We start from the raw sequence: 14,850 nt of genomic DNA, 5'->3' as shown, positions 1-14,850 counted from the left end.
TCCACGAGCGGAGAACAGCATTATGCGCACCATTGGCCTGATCGGCGGTATGAGTTTCGAGAGTTCTGCAGTTTATTATCGCCTGATCAACGAAATGGTCCGCGAGCGCCTCGGCGGCCTCTCCTCCGCCGAACTGGTGATGTACTCCGTCAATTTCGAAGAAATCGTCGCGCTACAGAAGGCGGGGCGCTGGAACGATGCCGCCAACCGGCTCGCCGATGCCGCGCAGCGCCTGCAGTCGGCCGGTGCCGAATGCGTGCTCATCTGCACCAACACCATGCACCTGATCGCACCTCAGGTTGCCGAACGCGTTTCCGCGCCGCTCATCCATATCATCGATGAGACTGCCGCCGCCTTGAAGACAGCAGGCCGCGTGAAGCCGCTACTGCTCGCCACGCGCTACACGATGGAACATGGCTTCTATGCCGAGCGCATGGCTGAAAACGGCGTCTCCATCATGGTCCCCGGTTCCGAGGATCGCACCGTCACGCACGATATTATCTTCAACGAACTCTGCGCCGGCATCATCAAGGACGAGTCGCGCCGGAAGCTGAACGCCATCATCGAACGCGCCAAGGCCGAAGGCGCCGACAGCGTTATTCTCGGCTGCACCGAGATCTGCCTCATCCTCGATCCGAAGGCGCTGATCCTGCCGGGCTTCGATACGACGACGATCCATGCGGAAGCGGCTGTGGATTTTGCTCTCGCGAATGAAAAAGCTCGCAGCAGCTGCGCGGCCTGAGTCCAATCAATTTACTTGACTGAGTCCAATAAATAGCCAACATCGTCTCCTGTATCTGAGGAGACGATGCCATGAGTCCTGCTGCCGAATTCGCGACCATCGATGCCGTTCGCGACTTCAACCGCTCCTACACGAATTTTCTCGGCGTCCTGAACAAGGCCTATCTCGACAGCCCCTATACCCTCACGGATGTGCGCGTGCTATTCGAAGTCGGCTTCCGCGGCGGCGTCGCCGCCTCGGCGCTGACGCGCGATCTCCATCTCGACCCCGCCTATCTCAGCCGTATCGTCAAGCGCTTCCGCGAGGATGGGTTGGTCGAGACGACGCCCGATCCGACCGATGCGCGCAGCCAGGTCATAAAGGTCACCGATAAGGGACAGGCGCAATTCGAGGAATTCGTCCGCCGCTCACGCGCGCAGATCGCCGGATATTTCGAAAAGCTCGCGATCGGAGAACCAGAGCGTATCGTGGCGGCAATGCGGACGATCCAGGACACGCTGGGCCCTGATCGAACCGCAGCGCCCCCCACCATCATCCGCAACCATCGAGCGGGGGACATCGGCTGGATCGTACAAAGCCAAGCACATTTTTACACCGAAGAATTCGGCTGGGACGACCGCTTCGAGGGATTGGTGGCCGAAGTCGCCGGTAAATTCCTGTCCAATTTCAATCCGCAGAAGGACCGATGCTGGATTGCCGAGCGAAGCGGCCTGAACGTGGGCTCCGTCATGATTACCGATGGCGGTGACGACATGGCGAAGCTTCGGCTGCTCTATGTCGACAAGACCGCACGCGGCCTCGGTCTCGGTAAGATACTGGTCGACGAGTGCATCCGCTTCTCGCGCGACGCCGGCTACAGAACACTCTCGCTCTGGACCAATGATATCCTCGACACGGCGCGGGCGATCTACATCAAGGCGGGCTTCAGGCTTGTGGCGGAGGAACGGCATCGGATGTTCGGCCCGGAATTGAACGGCCAGACTTGGGTGCTCGATCTGTAAGACATCGCTGACCGTCTGCGCGGATAGACACACTGTGGCTTCGCCCTTATCTTCGATGCTTCCCTGATTTGCATTGAGATACAAGTGATGACCGCAAGTAGCGAAATCTGGATACTGCCCATATCAGCCGATCATATCGAAGGCTTTCACAAGGCGCTTGATACGGTCGCGCGCGAGCGGGAATATCTGTCGCTGCTCGAAGCCTTTCCCTTGGAAGAAACGCGCATTTTCGTGCTTGGTATGATCGAAAAGGGCAATCCGCAATTCGTCGCCTTAGCCGATGGGAAAGTGGTCGGCTGGTGCGACATCAGCCGCCATGGCTTTCCTTCCCACGCCCACGCTGGCAGGCTCGGTATGGGCATCATCCCCGCTTATCGCGGCCGGGGATTGGGGCGTCGATTGTTAGAGGCAACGCTGCGCGCCGCGCGTGATGCAGAAATAGAATGCATCGAACTCAGCGTCCATGCGGACAATGACAGAGCCATCGCGCTCTACGAAAAAGTCGGCTTCGTCCGCGAGGGCCTCGCACGCAATTCCGTCCGCATAGACGGACGTTATAAAGACGCGATCCATATGGCGTTTTTCCACGAATAACGAAACCAGCCACCGCCATTCTCGCAATGTCTTGCTGCGTCGCAAAAAATCGCTTGATTTGGAAACGATCATTTCCTAAAAGAGTGGCATGACGATAGACACTCTCGATACTGCACCGAAGCTTCGTGGACGCCCGCGTGAATTCGACATGGATTCCGCGCTCGATGAAGCACTGCGCGTCTTTTCCGAGCGCGGCTATTATGCAGCCTCGATCAGCGAATTGACCGAAGCCATGGGGCTGACCGCAGGCAGCGTCTACAAGGCTTTCGGCGACAAGCGCGGCGTCTTCCTCGCCGCATTCAACAGGTATCGCCAAGTCCGTCAGCAGCTTATCGACGACGCGCTTGCCGAGGCGCCGAATGCTCATGAAAAGCTGCGGACTTTGGTGAGGTTCTTCGCGGAGGCCTCGTGCGGCGAGATCGGCCGCCGCGGCTGCCTCGTGGTTGGAAGTGCGACAGAACTCGCCCTTTTCGACGAAGAAGTCGCCGGTCGTGTCGGCGTCGCCTTCGATTTCGACGAAAGGCGCATCCTCAATCTGATCCGCCTCGGACATGAGGATGGCTCCATACCGAAGCATGTCGATCCCGAAAGTACCGCTTGCGCTCTGCTTGCCCTGACCAAGGGTATGCGCGTGATTGGCAAGACCGGCCGCAAGGCCGAACATATGCTCGCCGTCGCCGAAACGGCCATGAAACTGCTGAACTGATTTCCATCGAAATTTCGGGGAACACGCTTCCCTGCCCGCATCGAGGACGAAACATGCCCGCAACTGCCGCTGCCCGACGGGAGAGCACGCCGCTCCCCGAAAAGACCATTTCGCCGCTTCTCACATTCATGTTCGCCGCCGCCTGTGGGTTGGTAGCCGCCAATCTCTATTATGGTCAGCCGCTCGCCGGTCCCATCAGCCAGTCGCTCGGCTTCAGCCCGGCGGCGACCGGCCTTATCGTCACCCTGACGCAGATCGGCTACGGCCTCGGCTTGTTGCTGATCGTCCCACTCGGCGACCTTCTTGAGAACCGGAAACTGGTACTGACGCTGGTAGCGCTATCTGCTATCGCGCTCATAGGCGCAGCTTTTGCCTCCTCGCCGTCGCTGTTCCTGCTCGCCTCGCTCTGCATCGGCCTGGCTTCCGTCGCGGTGCAGGTCCTTGTCCCTTTCGCCGCGCATATGGCGCCGGACGCCAGCCGCGGCGCTGTGGTCGGCAATGTCATGAGCGGCCTGCTCGTCGGCATCATGCTCGCCCGCCCGGCTGCGAGCTTCCTGTCTGAGCTTCTCTCCTGGCACGCCGTTTATATCATCTCGGCCGGCGTCATGGTCGGCCTGATCGTCATCCTGCGCCTTGTTCTGCCGACCCGCGTGCCCCATACGAGGCTGCATTATGGGCAGCTGCTGTCCTCCATGGGCCACCTCGCGCTTCGCACACCGGTCCTGCAGCGTCGTGCGCTGTACCAGGCCTGCATGTTCGGCGCCTTCAGCCTGTTCTGGACGACGACACCGCTCTTGCTGGCGAGCCCGGCCTTCGGTCTGACGCAAAATGGTATCGCCCTTTTCGCGCTTGCCGGCGCGGCGGGGGCAGTCGCCTCGCCGATTGCCGGACGTGTTGCCGATCGCGGCTGGACGAAGCTTGCCACCGCCTTCGCTCTGACGATCGCCATCGTCGCCTTCCTGATCGGCCATTTTTCCGGCAGCGGCTCGTTGCTGGCACTCATCACCTTGACGCTGTCAGGGATCATGCTGGACTTCGGCGTCCAGACGAACCTCGTGCTCGGCCAACGCGCCATTTTTGCGCTCAGCGCCGAACATCGCAGCCGCCTCAACGGCCTCTACATGGCGACCTTCTTCGCCGGCGGCGCCCTCGGCTCGGCGCTTGGCGGCTGGGCCTATGCGACCGGCGGCTGGAACCTAGCCTCCTGGATCGGTGTCGCCTTCCCGGTCATTGCGCTGCTTGCCTTCCTGACCGAAAGCAATTCCAGGAAAAGTGCGTAGCGGCTTTGCGTCCGGAATTGCTTGGAAATAAAGGGATAGAGCCTTTTCGCTATGCGGAGAAAAGCGGAAAAGCTCGAGCGCAAGAAATGATTACGATGGCTGCGGTAGAGCCAGCCGCAGCCAGTCACATTCCCGCAAGCCGGCGCCGTGGAACGGATCGACCAGCGTACCGGAAACGATGCCCGCCAGGATCTGAGGCGCGGGAGGCACCTTGGCGATGGTGGCAACCAGCCGGTCCCTGATCCAGGCCAATGCTGCAGAGTCCGATTGATAGAAAGGCGTAAAGGCGGCAGACAGCAGCTGGAACAGCCGCACATGCACCCGCCGCGCCTTGGCATAGGCAGCAAGAGCGGCTTCGATGGTTTCATGTCCTGCCAGAGCATGCGCCAGAGCCGCAACATCGAGCAACGCCATGTTGGCACCCTGCCCTAATTGCGGGCTGGTGGAATGGGCCGCATCGCCGACGAAGACAGTCCGCCCGCTGTAGGGCGTCATCACAGTGCGGTGGGCATAGCGCGCCAGGGTCAGTTGGTCCCAATCGATGATCTGCTCCAGTAAGGGCTCGCATTCCGGCCAGTAGCCGCGGATCGTCTGCTTCCAGCGCTCAAGCCCACGCTTGCGTACCTCATCGGCGTCAGCGACTTTCAAGCTCCAGAACAGAGCCGCCTGCTTCGGCAAATCCGGCCTTCTACTGCCGATCGGTAAGACGCCGATCATCACGCTGGCCTTGTCATAACGCTGCGTCAGCGCCGCTCGATCCACCAACCCTTCGGGGCAATCGAGCGTCGCCCAGAAAGCGCCGTAAACGAGGTTGCGGGCACGCGGCGCGACGGGCGAGGCCGCGACCAGTTCCGAGCGCGCCCCGCTGGCGTCGATGACGAGATCGTAAGGCCCGAGGCGCCCATCCCCTTCGACGGAGAGAAAGCATTCACCACCCTCCTCCGTCACACCGATAACACGCTGTCCCGTATGGATCGGATGTCGCCGTGCAGAGACTTCATCGTAAAGCGTATCGAACAGCGCCGCACGATGAACGCCAAGCCCATAGCGCCCGCCCGGCAGCGCGTTGTAGCGCACATCGAGGACGATGCGGCCGCGAGTGGTCTCCGTGCCGAACAATCGATCGATGCGATTGCCGGCCGCATGGATCGCCGGACCAAGCCCAAGCGACTCAAGCACCGTCAATCCGGTCGGCTGCAGCATTAGCGCCGAACCGACGGGTGCCGGGCTATCGAACCGTTCGATGATATCGGTGGTATGACCAGCGCGAGTGAGAAAGAGAGAGGCGGCAAGGCCGGCAGGTCCGGCGCCGACGATAGCAATCTTCAAAGGCTTCACGATGGGCGGCTCAGTCCGGCGATTGATCGAAACGGGCGCGGGCGGCCTTGACGGCCTCGTGATTGGCTTCTGCCCAATTCAGGAGATGAGCCAGCGGCTCGTACAGCGAATGGCCGAGTTCTGTCATCCGATATTCGACGCTCGGCGGCTTGGTGGGAAATACCTCCCGGTCGATATAGCCGTCGCGCTGCAGGTCACGCAGCGTCTGCGTCAGCATGCGCTGGGAAATATCGGGCACCAGCCGACGCAGTTCGCCGAAACGATACGGTCGCTTGGCCAGTGTTTCCAGCAATAGCACCGACCATTTTCCGCCGATCTGCGAGATCAGGTCCCGGACGGGGCAATTGCCGAAATCAAGATTGCTGAGATCGAAGTCGCGCAGCGGCGGATTTTTGCTGCGCAGATTGACGACGGCGCTGGCTGCCATGCCGGTTCCCTTTTGGTAACTTGGAGCCCAAAAACTGCCTCCTTTACACCATGAAGTCAATTCCTATTCTAGTGCTAGTCTCTTTTTGAGAGCAACAAACCGCTGTTAATGTGCGGCGGTCCAACAAGGGAAAACATATGAGCAGCACTCTTCTCGTCACCGGCGCCGCCGGTAAGCTTGGCCAGCGCGTCATTCATCACCTGCTGGAGACATACAAGGTCGCTCCCGGCCGCATCGTCGCCGCAACGCGCAGCCCCGAAAAGCTTGCCGATCTCGCCGCCAAGGGCGTCGTCACCCGTAAGGCCGATTTCGATGATACCGCTGGTTTGCCTGCTGCTTTTGCCGGTATCGACCGGCTGCTGATCATCAGCACCGATGCGCTCGCCGTCCCCGGCCTGCGCCTGAAGCAGCACACGGCTGCCGTCGAAGCCGCGAAGAAGGCGGGCGTGAAGCATGTTCTCTATACCTCAATGCCAGCCCCGGACGGTTCGCTCGTCACCTTCGCACCTGACCATCTCGGCACCGAAAACGCCATCAAGGCAAGCGGCATCGGCTACACGATCCTGCGCGACGCCTGGTACTTCGACAACTACCTAATGGGCCTGCCGCACAGCCTCGAAACCGGCAAATGGTATACAGCAACCGGCGGCGGCCGTATCAGCAACATCAGCCGCGAAGATTGCGCACTCGCCATCGCCGCCGCCCTGGCTTCCGACAACACAGAAAGCGCCACCTATACGCTGACGGGCTCGACCGCCGTCACCATTGAGGACGTCGCAAGCGTCGTCAGCCGGATCACCGGCCGTCCGCTTGAGGTTGTGCAAGTCACGGACGAACAGTTCGCCGCCGGTCTTGCCGGCGCCGGCCTGCCGCCCTTCGTCGTCGACATGCTCGTCTCCGCCGACGCCAACACCCGCGCCGGCAAGTTCGACATTCTTACCAACGATTTCAACAAGCTCACAGGCAAGGAGCCGCAGACGCTGCGCAGCTTCTTCGAAGAGCACAAGGCAGCGTTGGCTGGCTGAGTTTACGAAGAGGTCAGGTGAGGCTTCGTTTGCCTCACCCTTGCGCATGGCCCCTCACCCCAGCCCTCTCCCCGCAAGCGGCAGGGCTATCGCATATGGAGGCGGACGAGCACCATAAGCTCCTTCTCCCCTTGGGGAGAAGGTGGCCCGAAGGGTCGGATGAGGTGGTTATCCCTTTGAATTCATGGATTTTGGTGGTCTTTGCAGGCACCCCCTCATCCGCCTGGCGGCACCTTCTCCCCGCTGGGGAGAAGGGGGACAGCGGCGATCTCCGCTCATATGCGATACCCCTGCCGCAAGCGGGGCGAGGGAGTTTTGGTGCTTCGCGCGCAAGCTCTAATCGAGTGATGCCGCCGCCATTTTGCGCTGTCGTCCCTTCTCCCCGCAAGCGAGGAGAAGGCTAGGATGAGGGGCCACGCCAGAAGGCGCGGCAACAACAAACTTGCCTGACCAGCCCAAAGCCATCCCCATCAAACCACCTGACCGCAAGCCCGGCGAAAACGCCGCACTGTTTCGGCCATGCCATATTCCAGCGCGTCGGCAGTCAGCCCATGACCAATCGAAGTCTCCGCAAGCTTAGGAATGCGCTTCAACAGCGCCGGCAGATTGGCGACTGTCAGGTCGTGACCGGCATTGACGTCGAGGCCATTGGCGAAGGCGGCATCGGCGGTCTTGCCCAGCGCTTCGAGGATGATGGCGGCCTTCTGCGGATCGTCGTAGCAGCCGCCGTAAGGGCCGGTATAAAGCTCGATACGATCCGCACCGACTTCCCTGGCGATCTTCACCGCCTCGGTATCACCATCGCCATCGGCAAACAGGGACACGCGGCAGCCGATCGTCTTGTATTTAGCGACGACGTCGACCAGCAGCTCGCGGTTCTTGCGAAAATCCCAGCCGTGATCCGAGGTTGCCTGAGAGGGATCATCGGGCACGAGCGTCACTTGTTCAGGTTCCGCGGAAGCACAGAGATCGAAGAATTCGTCGCTCGGATAGCCCTCGATATTGAACTCCGCTTCCGGAAACTCGTCATCGATTAGCGCGCGGATATCGGGCAGGTCGGAAAAGCGGACATGCCGCTGATCGGGACGCGGATGAACGGTCAGACCGCTTGCACCGGCCGCCAGCGCGATACGGCCCAAACCCGTGACGCTTGGCCAGGGAAGATCACGCCGGTTGCGCAGCATCGCGATAGCGTTGAGGTTCACGGAAAGCTTGGCGGGCATGATCGAAATCCCTGATTTTCAAAGCGGATGGGTAGTGTCGTTTTATGCCATTATGGCCAACAAAACCAACGAGATTCCGACATCGTTCCATGCAAAACTTTGATGGGGAAGATCGGGCCAAGTCACCGGGGCGCGACATCTCTCAGGCAAGACCCAGGATGTCCTGTTAACGGACGATCGTCAGCGTCTCGGCGGCGCGGGTAATGGCCGTATAGAGCCAGCGCTCGCGGGTATCGCGGAACGCCCAGCTCTCATCGAACAGCACGACATTGTTCCACTGCGAGCCCTGCGCCTTGTGCACCGTCAGCGCATAGCCGTAATCGAATTCGTCGTAGCGCTTGCGCGTCGACCACGGGATCTCGCCCTCGACATCCTCGAAGGCCTGCTTCAAGAGCTTGATCTTCGCTGCCCCGCGATCCATGTCGTCATCTTCCGGACGCACCAGCAGATTGATGCCCGGCTTCGTCGTTTCCCTGGAAGAGGTCATCACCTGCCAGAGGGAGCCGTTGAGCAGCCCCTTGGCGGGGTCGTTGCGCAGACAGACCAGCTTATCGCCGGATTGCGGATAATCGGCTGTAAAACCCTTGAGCTCACGCAGGCGCTGATTGTAGCGCCGGCGCGTCCTGTTGGTGCCGACAAGCACCTGATCGGCCTCCAGCACCAGCGGCTGCGTGACCTCGTTCTTCGAGATCACCTGTGCGGTGCCATAGTCGCCATGCATGATTTCCTTGCCCTCACGCACCTGCATGGCGAGCTGGATGATAGGATTGTCGCGTGCCTGGCGGTGAATGTCCGTCAGAAGATAATCCGGCTCCTCATTCGTGAAGAAACCGCCGCCGGACACCGGCGGCAGCTGCCCGGGATCGCCGAGCACCAGAATGGGCGTGCCGAAGCTCATCAAATCCTTGCCGAGCGCTTCGTCCACCATCGAGCATTCGTCGACGATGATCAGCGCGGCCTTGGCAACCGGGCTCTGACGGTTGATCGTGAACATCGGGGCAATCGATGTCTTGCCTGTCTCTTCGTCCTCAACGGCTTCCTCGCCGCGCGGCCGGTAGATCAACGAATGAATGGTCTTGGCGTTCGAGGCGCCACGCGAACGCAGCACCTGCGCCGCTTTGCCGGTAAAGGCAGCGAACAGCACTTCGCCATCCACATGCTCGGCGAAATGCCGCGCAAGTGTCGTCTTGCCCGTGCCGGCATAGCCGAACAGACGGAACAACGGCGAGCGCCCCTCTTTCAGCCAGTTTGCGACGGCCTTGAGCGCTTCATCTTGTTGCGGCGCGAATTGCATGGTTCGACTTGGCAGGATTCGGTTGATGGAAGCAAGCGGTAAAAAGCCGTCGCCGCCACCACGCGCTTATGTCGTGTATTGAGGATCGTTTTCAAGCACAATCGGCTTACCATGCGGCGTGGCCTCCGCCGCACGCTGCCAGCTTTGTTGCAGGGCCAAGATCGCGTTGGCATCCGCGATACCCTTTGACACCAGCAAGCCGGACAGAGCCGCCACCCAGCAATCGAAATAGTCGCTGCCGTCAATCGCGCGGCCGGGCTTGTGCAACTCGCCGGACAGCCGTTCCGCCCATTCGCTCCAGTCAAACAGGCCCTTCTCATGCAAATGAACTGTCATGGCGAAAGCCTCTGCCGCCCAAGGTTCCGGAAAGACCGGCTCGCCATCGACAGACTTCGGCAGTCCGGGCGATTGCGCCAGAGGCGACGTCACCTCACACGCGCTCAAGATAGCTCTCCCAAGCGTCGATCGAAACGGTCAACGAGGGATCGGCGCCCTCGCCCCAGATCTCGGCACCGTCGAAGACGACCGTATAAACCCATTGCGGATTTTCGCCGCGACCATGGGCATTGTCGTCGGGGAAAACGAAGGAACCCTGCACCGCTTCGATGACACCCGTCTTTGCTCGGGCATAGCGCGGCAATCTGGTGTGGCCGGTCGGGTTGAAGTTCTTGGTGCGGACATGATCGCCGACGGCAAAGAGCGGTGCAGTGTCGACCGGTCGGTCGCAAGGGCCGCCCTTGGCTAAGACGCCATCAACCATTTCAGCCTTTAAAATCCGCTTCGGCGCTCTGCCCTGTCCCAGCGAACGACCGGTGCGCAACTCTTCCGCCGTCGCAAAACCATGTCGCTCCAACAGCATGTCGATACCCCGTGTCCAGATCTCGTAATAGCTGGCGGCAAGATAATCGGCGGGCGGAATATTCTCGCGTGCATGTCGGCTTTCATCAATGCTCCAGGCACCGAAGGCGCCGCAGGAAAGCGTGATACCGAGCGCCCGCTTTTCCCATTCGGCATGGAAATAGGGCTCATTCGGCTCCGGGGCGACCGGGCCGAACCCCATCTGACCGCCGAGATCGTGTGGACCATTCATAGCGTTGCCTCCGGCGCCTTGGCGAGCGCGGTTCCGATCATGGCGTCGCGGCTGACGAGATCCGCAAGCGCCGCCTCGTCCATGCCTTCGGAACCGGCCGGCCGCTCGGGGATTACCAGGTAGCGAAGTTCGGCCGTCGAATCCCAGACGCGGATCTTCGTCTCCTGCGGCAATGTCAGGCCGAATTCGGCGAGCACGCCACGCGGATCGATCACCGCGCGGGAGCGATAGGCCGGTGCCTTATACCAGACCGGCGGCAGCCCGAGTACGGCCCACGGATAGCAGGAGCAAAGCGTGCAGACGATCAGGTTATGCGTTTCCTGCGTATTGAACACCGCGCGCATATGCTCGCCCTGGCGGCCTGTAAAACCGAGGCTCGCAATCGCCGCCGTCGCGTCACGCCGCAGCCAATCGGCAAAGTCGGGGTCGCTCCAGGCTTTCGCCACCACCTGCGCCCCATTGCGCGGCCCGACCTTCGTCTCGTAGGTCTCGACGATGCGGTCGATCGCCGCCGGGTCGATCAGCCCCTTTTCGGTCAGCAGCGTCTCCAGCGCCTTCACGCGCGCCTGCATATCCGAATAGTGGTTGTCGTGGTGATGGTGATGATGATCGTCATCATCATGCGAGTGCCCGTGGGACATGGCCGTCTCCTGTCTCTTTGCACCTACTTTAGCATCGGCCAGAGACTGAGCACCAGCAGAATGGCCATGGTTATATTGAACCATTTCAGCCTGATGGGATCGGAGAGCCAATCGCGCAGGACGGAGCCGAAGCCGGCCCAGGTCGATACGCTCGGGACGTTCACAGCGGCAAATGCCAATCCGACGACAAGGACCGTGAAGAGATAGAGTTGTTCGTTGGTGTAAGTGGCCATAGCGGTGACAGCCATCACCCACGCCTTGGGATTGACCCATTGGAACGCAGCAGCGCTGATGAAACTCATCGGCTTTGCATCGCTTTCCGCCTCGCTCAGGCTGCGCGAGGTGCCGATCTTCCAGGCAATCCAGAGGAGATAGGCCCCGCCGGCAAATTTCAGCGTGGTGTAAAGCACGGGCACCGTGTGCAGAAGCGCACCCAACCCCAATCCCACTGCAATCAGCAGCACAAAAAAGCCGACGCCGATGCCGAGCATGTGTGGAATGGTGCGCCGGAAACCGAAGTTCACACCGGAGGTAAACAACATCATGTTGTTCGGTCCTGGCGTGATCGAGGTCGTGAATGCAAAAAGTAGAAGAGCCAGAAATGTATCCAGCGCCATGATGCCTCCCAGGACACCGTATTGTGACAAGGCGGCATCCAAAATTCTTTTCGCGCGCGCAAAAATGCGACGGCGCATGACGGTGCGACATTAGTTCGCCGGCCATACGAAAGCCATAGGATGATTGTCACCGTGACAGGACGGATGCCGATTGAAATCCGGTCGAATGCCCCTATCCTTCGGTTTTCTGTAGCGAGGAAAAACCATGCGCGAGCCCATTCCAACTGTCGCCCTTCCCTCCGGCATTCAGGTTCCGGCGCTTGGCCAGGGCACCTGGAATATGGGCGAGAATGCAGCAACCGCCAGGGATGAAATCGCCAGCTTGAAAACCGGTCTCGATCTCGGCATGACGCTGATCGATACGGCTGAGATGTATGCCGATGGCGGCTCGGAGGAGATCGTCGCCAAGGCGATCGAAGGCCGCCGCGACGAGGTTTTCCTCGTCAGCAAGGTCTATCCCGCCAATGCGAGCCGCAAGGGCGCGGTTGCGGCCTGCGAACGCAGCCTGAAGCGCCTGAATACCGATCGCATCGATCTCTATCTGCTGCATTGGCGCGGTAACTATCCGCTGGAAGAAACAGTGGAAGCCTTCGAAGGCCTCAAGGCGGCGGGCAAGATCGAGGCTTGGGGCGTGTCGAACTTCGATGTCGCGGATATGGACGAGCTGCTTTCCGTGCCGAACGGCGGCAATGTCGCCGCCAACCAGGTACTCTACAATCTCTCCCGACGCGGCATCGAATACGACCTCTTGCCCTGGTGCCAGGAGCGCAGCATTCCGATCATGGCCTATTCTCCGATCGAGCAAGGCCGCCTGCTCCACCATCCCGAGTTGATCCGCGTCGCCAAGACCTATCAGGCGACACCGGCGCAGGTCGCGCTTGCCTTTCTGCTGGAACGCGACGGCGTGATAGCAATCCCGAAGTCCTCGAACCCTCAGCGCATCGAGGAAAACCGTGATTCTGTCGATATTGATATCACCGACGAGGATTGGGCCGTGCTCGACGCCGCCTTCCCGCCGCCGTCGCGAAAGAAGTCATTGGACATGCTGTAGGTTCAGGCAGCCGCCTTCTGCTGCGCGACGATCAGCTCGATCGCCCGAAAGACATCGATCTCTCGCCAGTCGGCCGGATCGCGGTAGGTCGGATAAAGTGAAAATGCGGCGGCGGCGATCTGATCGACCGTCCTCCGCTTCGTTCGACGCCCGGCAAGCGCGGCCTTGGTGTAAACGCCAAAATGATCCTCGGTCACTCCCCAGCCCGCATAAAAGGGTGCGGCATAGCAGCGAACCGGAATGCCGCGCAGAAGCGCATCAAAGCCAAACTGGCTGGAAACAGTCCAGACTTCGTCCATGACTTCGAGGATGGAGGCCACCGACACGGCATCGCCAATCATGACCACATCACCCTTGGAAGTCGATCCGGTAAGATACCCCTTACGAAGACCGGCCATGACATCCGGATGAGTACGAATGAGGCATTGTGCATCGGTTGCCAGCGCATCGGCAAGCATCTTCTCGAAGGAGACTTTTGAGCCGAGCGCCCGACCGACGGAAACGTCGCCAACGACCTGATCGACCAGCAGAATGCGCCGCTTGATCGTCCGCTCAACGCTGGGCGATCGATGAGGGAGATGATTATACTTCGAGAGCTTGTTCAGAACGATCTGCTCGCGGATGGTGCGGCCAAGCTCTTCAGCCTCTTCCGCTCCCTCAATTAGCCGCTCAAGCCGCGAGGACCTGCTTACATCGACGGGCAGACCGAGATCGTCGATAACGATGGACAGCGGAATGGCGCCGGACTTGCCAAGCCCCATCGACCGCAAGAAGCCGTCCTCGAGGTGCCAGTGGCGCAATCCGCGAAACCGCGCAATCCCGTCCGCCACCTTGGCCGGCGCACGGCCGCCCCAGGAAACAATGCCGCCGATTCCGGGAGAAAGGATCGATGCCAGTTTCTGCGAGCCGAAATAATGCCCAAGCCAAGGAAAGTCACCGCGCACGAAGGGCGCCGCGCCGAGACGCATGCCGGCTGGCGGATGCCACGGCTTGTCGCCGATCTCAGCCATTGTTGCCGCGTTTCCTCTTCTCCCCTCGGGGAGAAGGTGCCGTCAGGCGGATGAGGGGGTGCCTGCCAGGAGTGCGAAAACCCGCGAATTCAAATCGGAAAGCCCCCCTCATCCGACCCTTCGGGCCACCTTCTCCCCGAAGGGAGAAGGAATTTGCAGCGCCGATTTGCCTCATATGCGAGTACCCCCTCAACACTGCAGGCCCTTACATTCCCTGCGAGCCGCGGTTCATCGCAGCGATGCCGGTGCGGCAGACTTCGATAAGGCCGAGCGGCTTGACGATGGCGATGAACTGATCGATTTTCGAGGACTTGCCGGTGATCTCGAAAATGAAGTGCTCGACGGTCGCATCCACGACCTTGGCGTGGAAGGCGTCGGCCAGCCGCAGCGTCTCGGCACGAGTCTCGCCGCTTCCGGTCACCTTCAGCAGCGCCACTTCGCGCTCGATCGGCCGCTCCTGGCCGAGTTCGCGGGCGCGCACCGTCAGGTCGACGACGCGGTGAACGGGAACGATGCGCTCAAGCTGCGCCTTGATCTGCTCCAGCACCTGCGGCGTGCCGCGCGTCACGATGGTGATACGCGACAGATGCGCCTGATGTTCCGTCTCGGAAACCGTGAGGCTCTCGATGTTGTAGCCTCGGCCGGAAAAGAGGCCGATGACGCGGGCGAGAACGCCTGGCTCGTTATCGACGAGCACCGAAAGCGTATGGCTCTCGGCCGCCGCGGTTTCCGGCGAAATGAAATAGGCGGAGCCCGTGGGTTGAAGGTGTGCGTTCATGATCCTTGTTCCGTTTCCTCGGTTCTTATTCGG

17 protein-coding genes are annotated in these 14,850 nt (G+C 60.7%); 7 read left to right on the top strand and 10 right to left on the bottom strand.

The features are described from left to right. Window positions 1–22: 22 nt before the first annotated feature. The 5 genes from FBZ99_RS09575 to FBZ99_RS09555 all read left to right on the top strand — a co-directional run bounded on the left by FBZ99_RS09575 (window position 23) and on the right by FBZ99_RS09555 (window position 4,323). Window positions 23–742, top strand: a complete 720-nt coding sequence (locus tag FBZ99_RS09575; protein WP_145632659.1) for an aspartate/glutamate racemase family protein — start codon at window positions 23–25, stop codon at window positions 740–742. 71 nt (window positions 743–813) lie between these two features. After that, window positions 814–1,743, top strand: coding sequence for a bifunctional helix-turn-helix transcriptional regulator/GNAT family N-acetyltransferase (locus tag FBZ99_RS09570; RefSeq protein WP_145632656.1), 930 nt, complete (start codon window positions 814–816; stop codon window positions 1,741–1,743). 87 nt (window positions 1,744–1,830) lie between these two features. Further along, the gene (locus tag FBZ99_RS09565) at window positions 1,831–2,337 is read left to right on the top strand and encodes a GNAT family N-acetyltransferase (protein WP_145632654.1); all 507 of its coding nucleotides are present in this window, start codon (window positions 1,831–1,833) and stop codon (window positions 2,335–2,337) included. An 88-nt stretch (window positions 2,338–2,425) separates the two neighbouring features. After that, window positions 2,426–3,043 carry a TetR/AcrR family transcriptional regulator gene (locus tag FBZ99_RS09560; RefSeq protein ID WP_113354510.1) on the top strand — a complete coding sequence of 206 codons (618 nt, stop codon included), beginning with the start codon at window positions 2,426–2,428 and terminating at the stop codon, window positions 3,041–3,043. Window positions 3,044–3,096: 53 nt separating this feature from the next. Continuing rightward, window positions 3,097–4,323: an MFS transporter gene (locus FBZ99_RS09555; protein WP_113354509.1), complete on the top strand. Its 1,227-nt coding sequence runs from the start codon at window positions 3,097–3,099 to the stop codon at window positions 4,321–4,323. 90 nt (window positions 4,324–4,413) lie between these two features. Here the strand turns inward: FBZ99_RS09555 and FBZ99_RS09550 are convergent, their stop codons facing one another. Beyond that, window positions 4,414–5,661, bottom strand: coding sequence for an FAD-dependent oxidoreductase (locus FBZ99_RS09550; RefSeq protein WP_113354507.1), 1,248 nt, complete (start codon window positions 5,659–5,661; stop codon window positions 4,414–4,416). A gap of 10 nt (window positions 5,662–5,671) precedes the next feature. Continuing rightward, window positions 5,672–6,088, bottom strand: coding sequence for a winged helix-turn-helix transcriptional regulator (locus FBZ99_RS09545; RefSeq protein WP_113354506.1), 417 nt, complete (start codon window positions 6,086–6,088; stop codon window positions 5,672–5,674). 137 nt (window positions 6,089–6,225) lie between these two features. Here FBZ99_RS09545 and FBZ99_RS09540 point away from each other — a divergent pair, with 137 nt between their 5' ends. Next, on the top strand, window positions 6,226–7,113 hold the full coding sequence (locus tag FBZ99_RS09540) for an SDR family oxidoreductase (protein ID WP_113354505.1): 888 nt from the start codon (window positions 6,226–6,228) through the stop codon (window positions 7,111–7,113). 470 nt (window positions 7,114–7,583) lie between these two features. On the opposite strand, the gene FBZ99_RS09535 is transcribed toward FBZ99_RS09540, so the two are convergent. From FBZ99_RS09535 to FBZ99_RS09510, 6 genes are all read right to left on the bottom strand, one after another. Then, window positions 7,584–8,336 (bottom strand): pyridoxine 5'-phosphate synthase, encoded by a 753-nt coding sequence (locus FBZ99_RS09535; RefSeq protein WP_113352013.1) that lies wholly within the window; start codon window positions 8,334–8,336, stop codon window positions 7,584–7,586. Between the two features lie 166 nt (window positions 8,337–8,502). Beyond that, window positions 8,503–9,630, bottom strand: coding sequence for an ATP-dependent DNA helicase (locus tag FBZ99_RS09530; protein ID WP_095435208.1), 1,128 nt, complete (start codon window positions 9,628–9,630; stop codon window positions 8,503–8,505). Between the two features lie 66 nt (window positions 9,631–9,696). Next, a complete protein-coding gene (locus tag FBZ99_RS09525; protein WP_113332968.1) occupies window positions 9,697–10,074 on the bottom strand; it encodes a nitrile hydratase accessory protein in 378 nt (125 codons plus the stop codon). Next, window positions 10,061–10,720, bottom strand: a complete 660-nt coding sequence (nthB, locus tag FBZ99_RS09520; protein ID WP_113332967.1) for a nitrile hydratase subunit beta — start codon at window positions 10,718–10,720, stop codon at window positions 10,061–10,063. The genes FBZ99_RS09525 and nthB overlap by 14 nt, the downstream gene beginning before the upstream one ends. Beyond that, on the bottom strand, window positions 10,717–11,361 hold the full coding sequence (nthA, locus tag FBZ99_RS09515; RefSeq protein WP_113352012.1) for a nitrile hydratase subunit alpha: 645 nt from the start codon (window positions 11,359–11,361) through the stop codon (window positions 10,717–10,719). The genes nthB and nthA overlap by 4 nt, the downstream gene beginning before the upstream one ends. Window positions 11,362–11,384: 23 nt before the next feature. Further along, entirely contained in the window at window positions 11,385–11,978 is a 594-nt protein-coding gene (locus FBZ99_RS09510; RefSeq protein WP_113352061.1) for a LysE family translocator, read from the bottom strand. A 205-nt stretch (window positions 11,979–12,183) separates the two neighbouring features. Between FBZ99_RS09510 and FBZ99_RS09505 the strand changes: the two genes are divergently transcribed. Then, on the top strand, window positions 12,184–13,029 hold the full coding sequence (locus tag FBZ99_RS09505; protein WP_113352011.1) for an aldo/keto reductase: 846 nt from the start codon (window positions 12,184–12,186) through the stop codon (window positions 13,027–13,029). 2 nt (window positions 13,030–13,031) lie between these two features. On the opposite strand, the gene FBZ99_RS09500 is transcribed toward FBZ99_RS09505, so the two are convergent. Beyond that, window positions 13,032–14,039: a capsular polysaccharide export protein, LipB/KpsS family gene (locus FBZ99_RS09500; RefSeq protein ID WP_233788702.1), complete on the bottom strand. Its 1,008-nt coding sequence runs from the start codon at window positions 14,037–14,039 to the stop codon at window positions 13,032–13,034. Between the two features lie 205 nt (window positions 14,040–14,244). Beyond that, complete coding sequence (gene ilvN, locus FBZ99_RS09495; protein ID WP_113332962.1) at window positions 14,245–14,817, bottom strand: acetolactate synthase small subunit; 573 nt, start codon at window positions 14,815–14,817, stop codon at window positions 14,245–14,247. Window positions 14,818–14,850: the final 33 nt, after the last annotated feature.

The sequence above is a fragment of the Rhizobium sp. ERR 1071 genome (assembly GCF_007828675.1).
Classification (GTDB): domain Bacteria; phylum Pseudomonadota; class Alphaproteobacteria; order Rhizobiales; family Rhizobiaceae; genus Rhizobium; species Rhizobium dioscoreae.
Note: the sequence above shows the minus strand (reverse complement) of the source record. Positions and strands in the feature narration are given on the sequence as shown.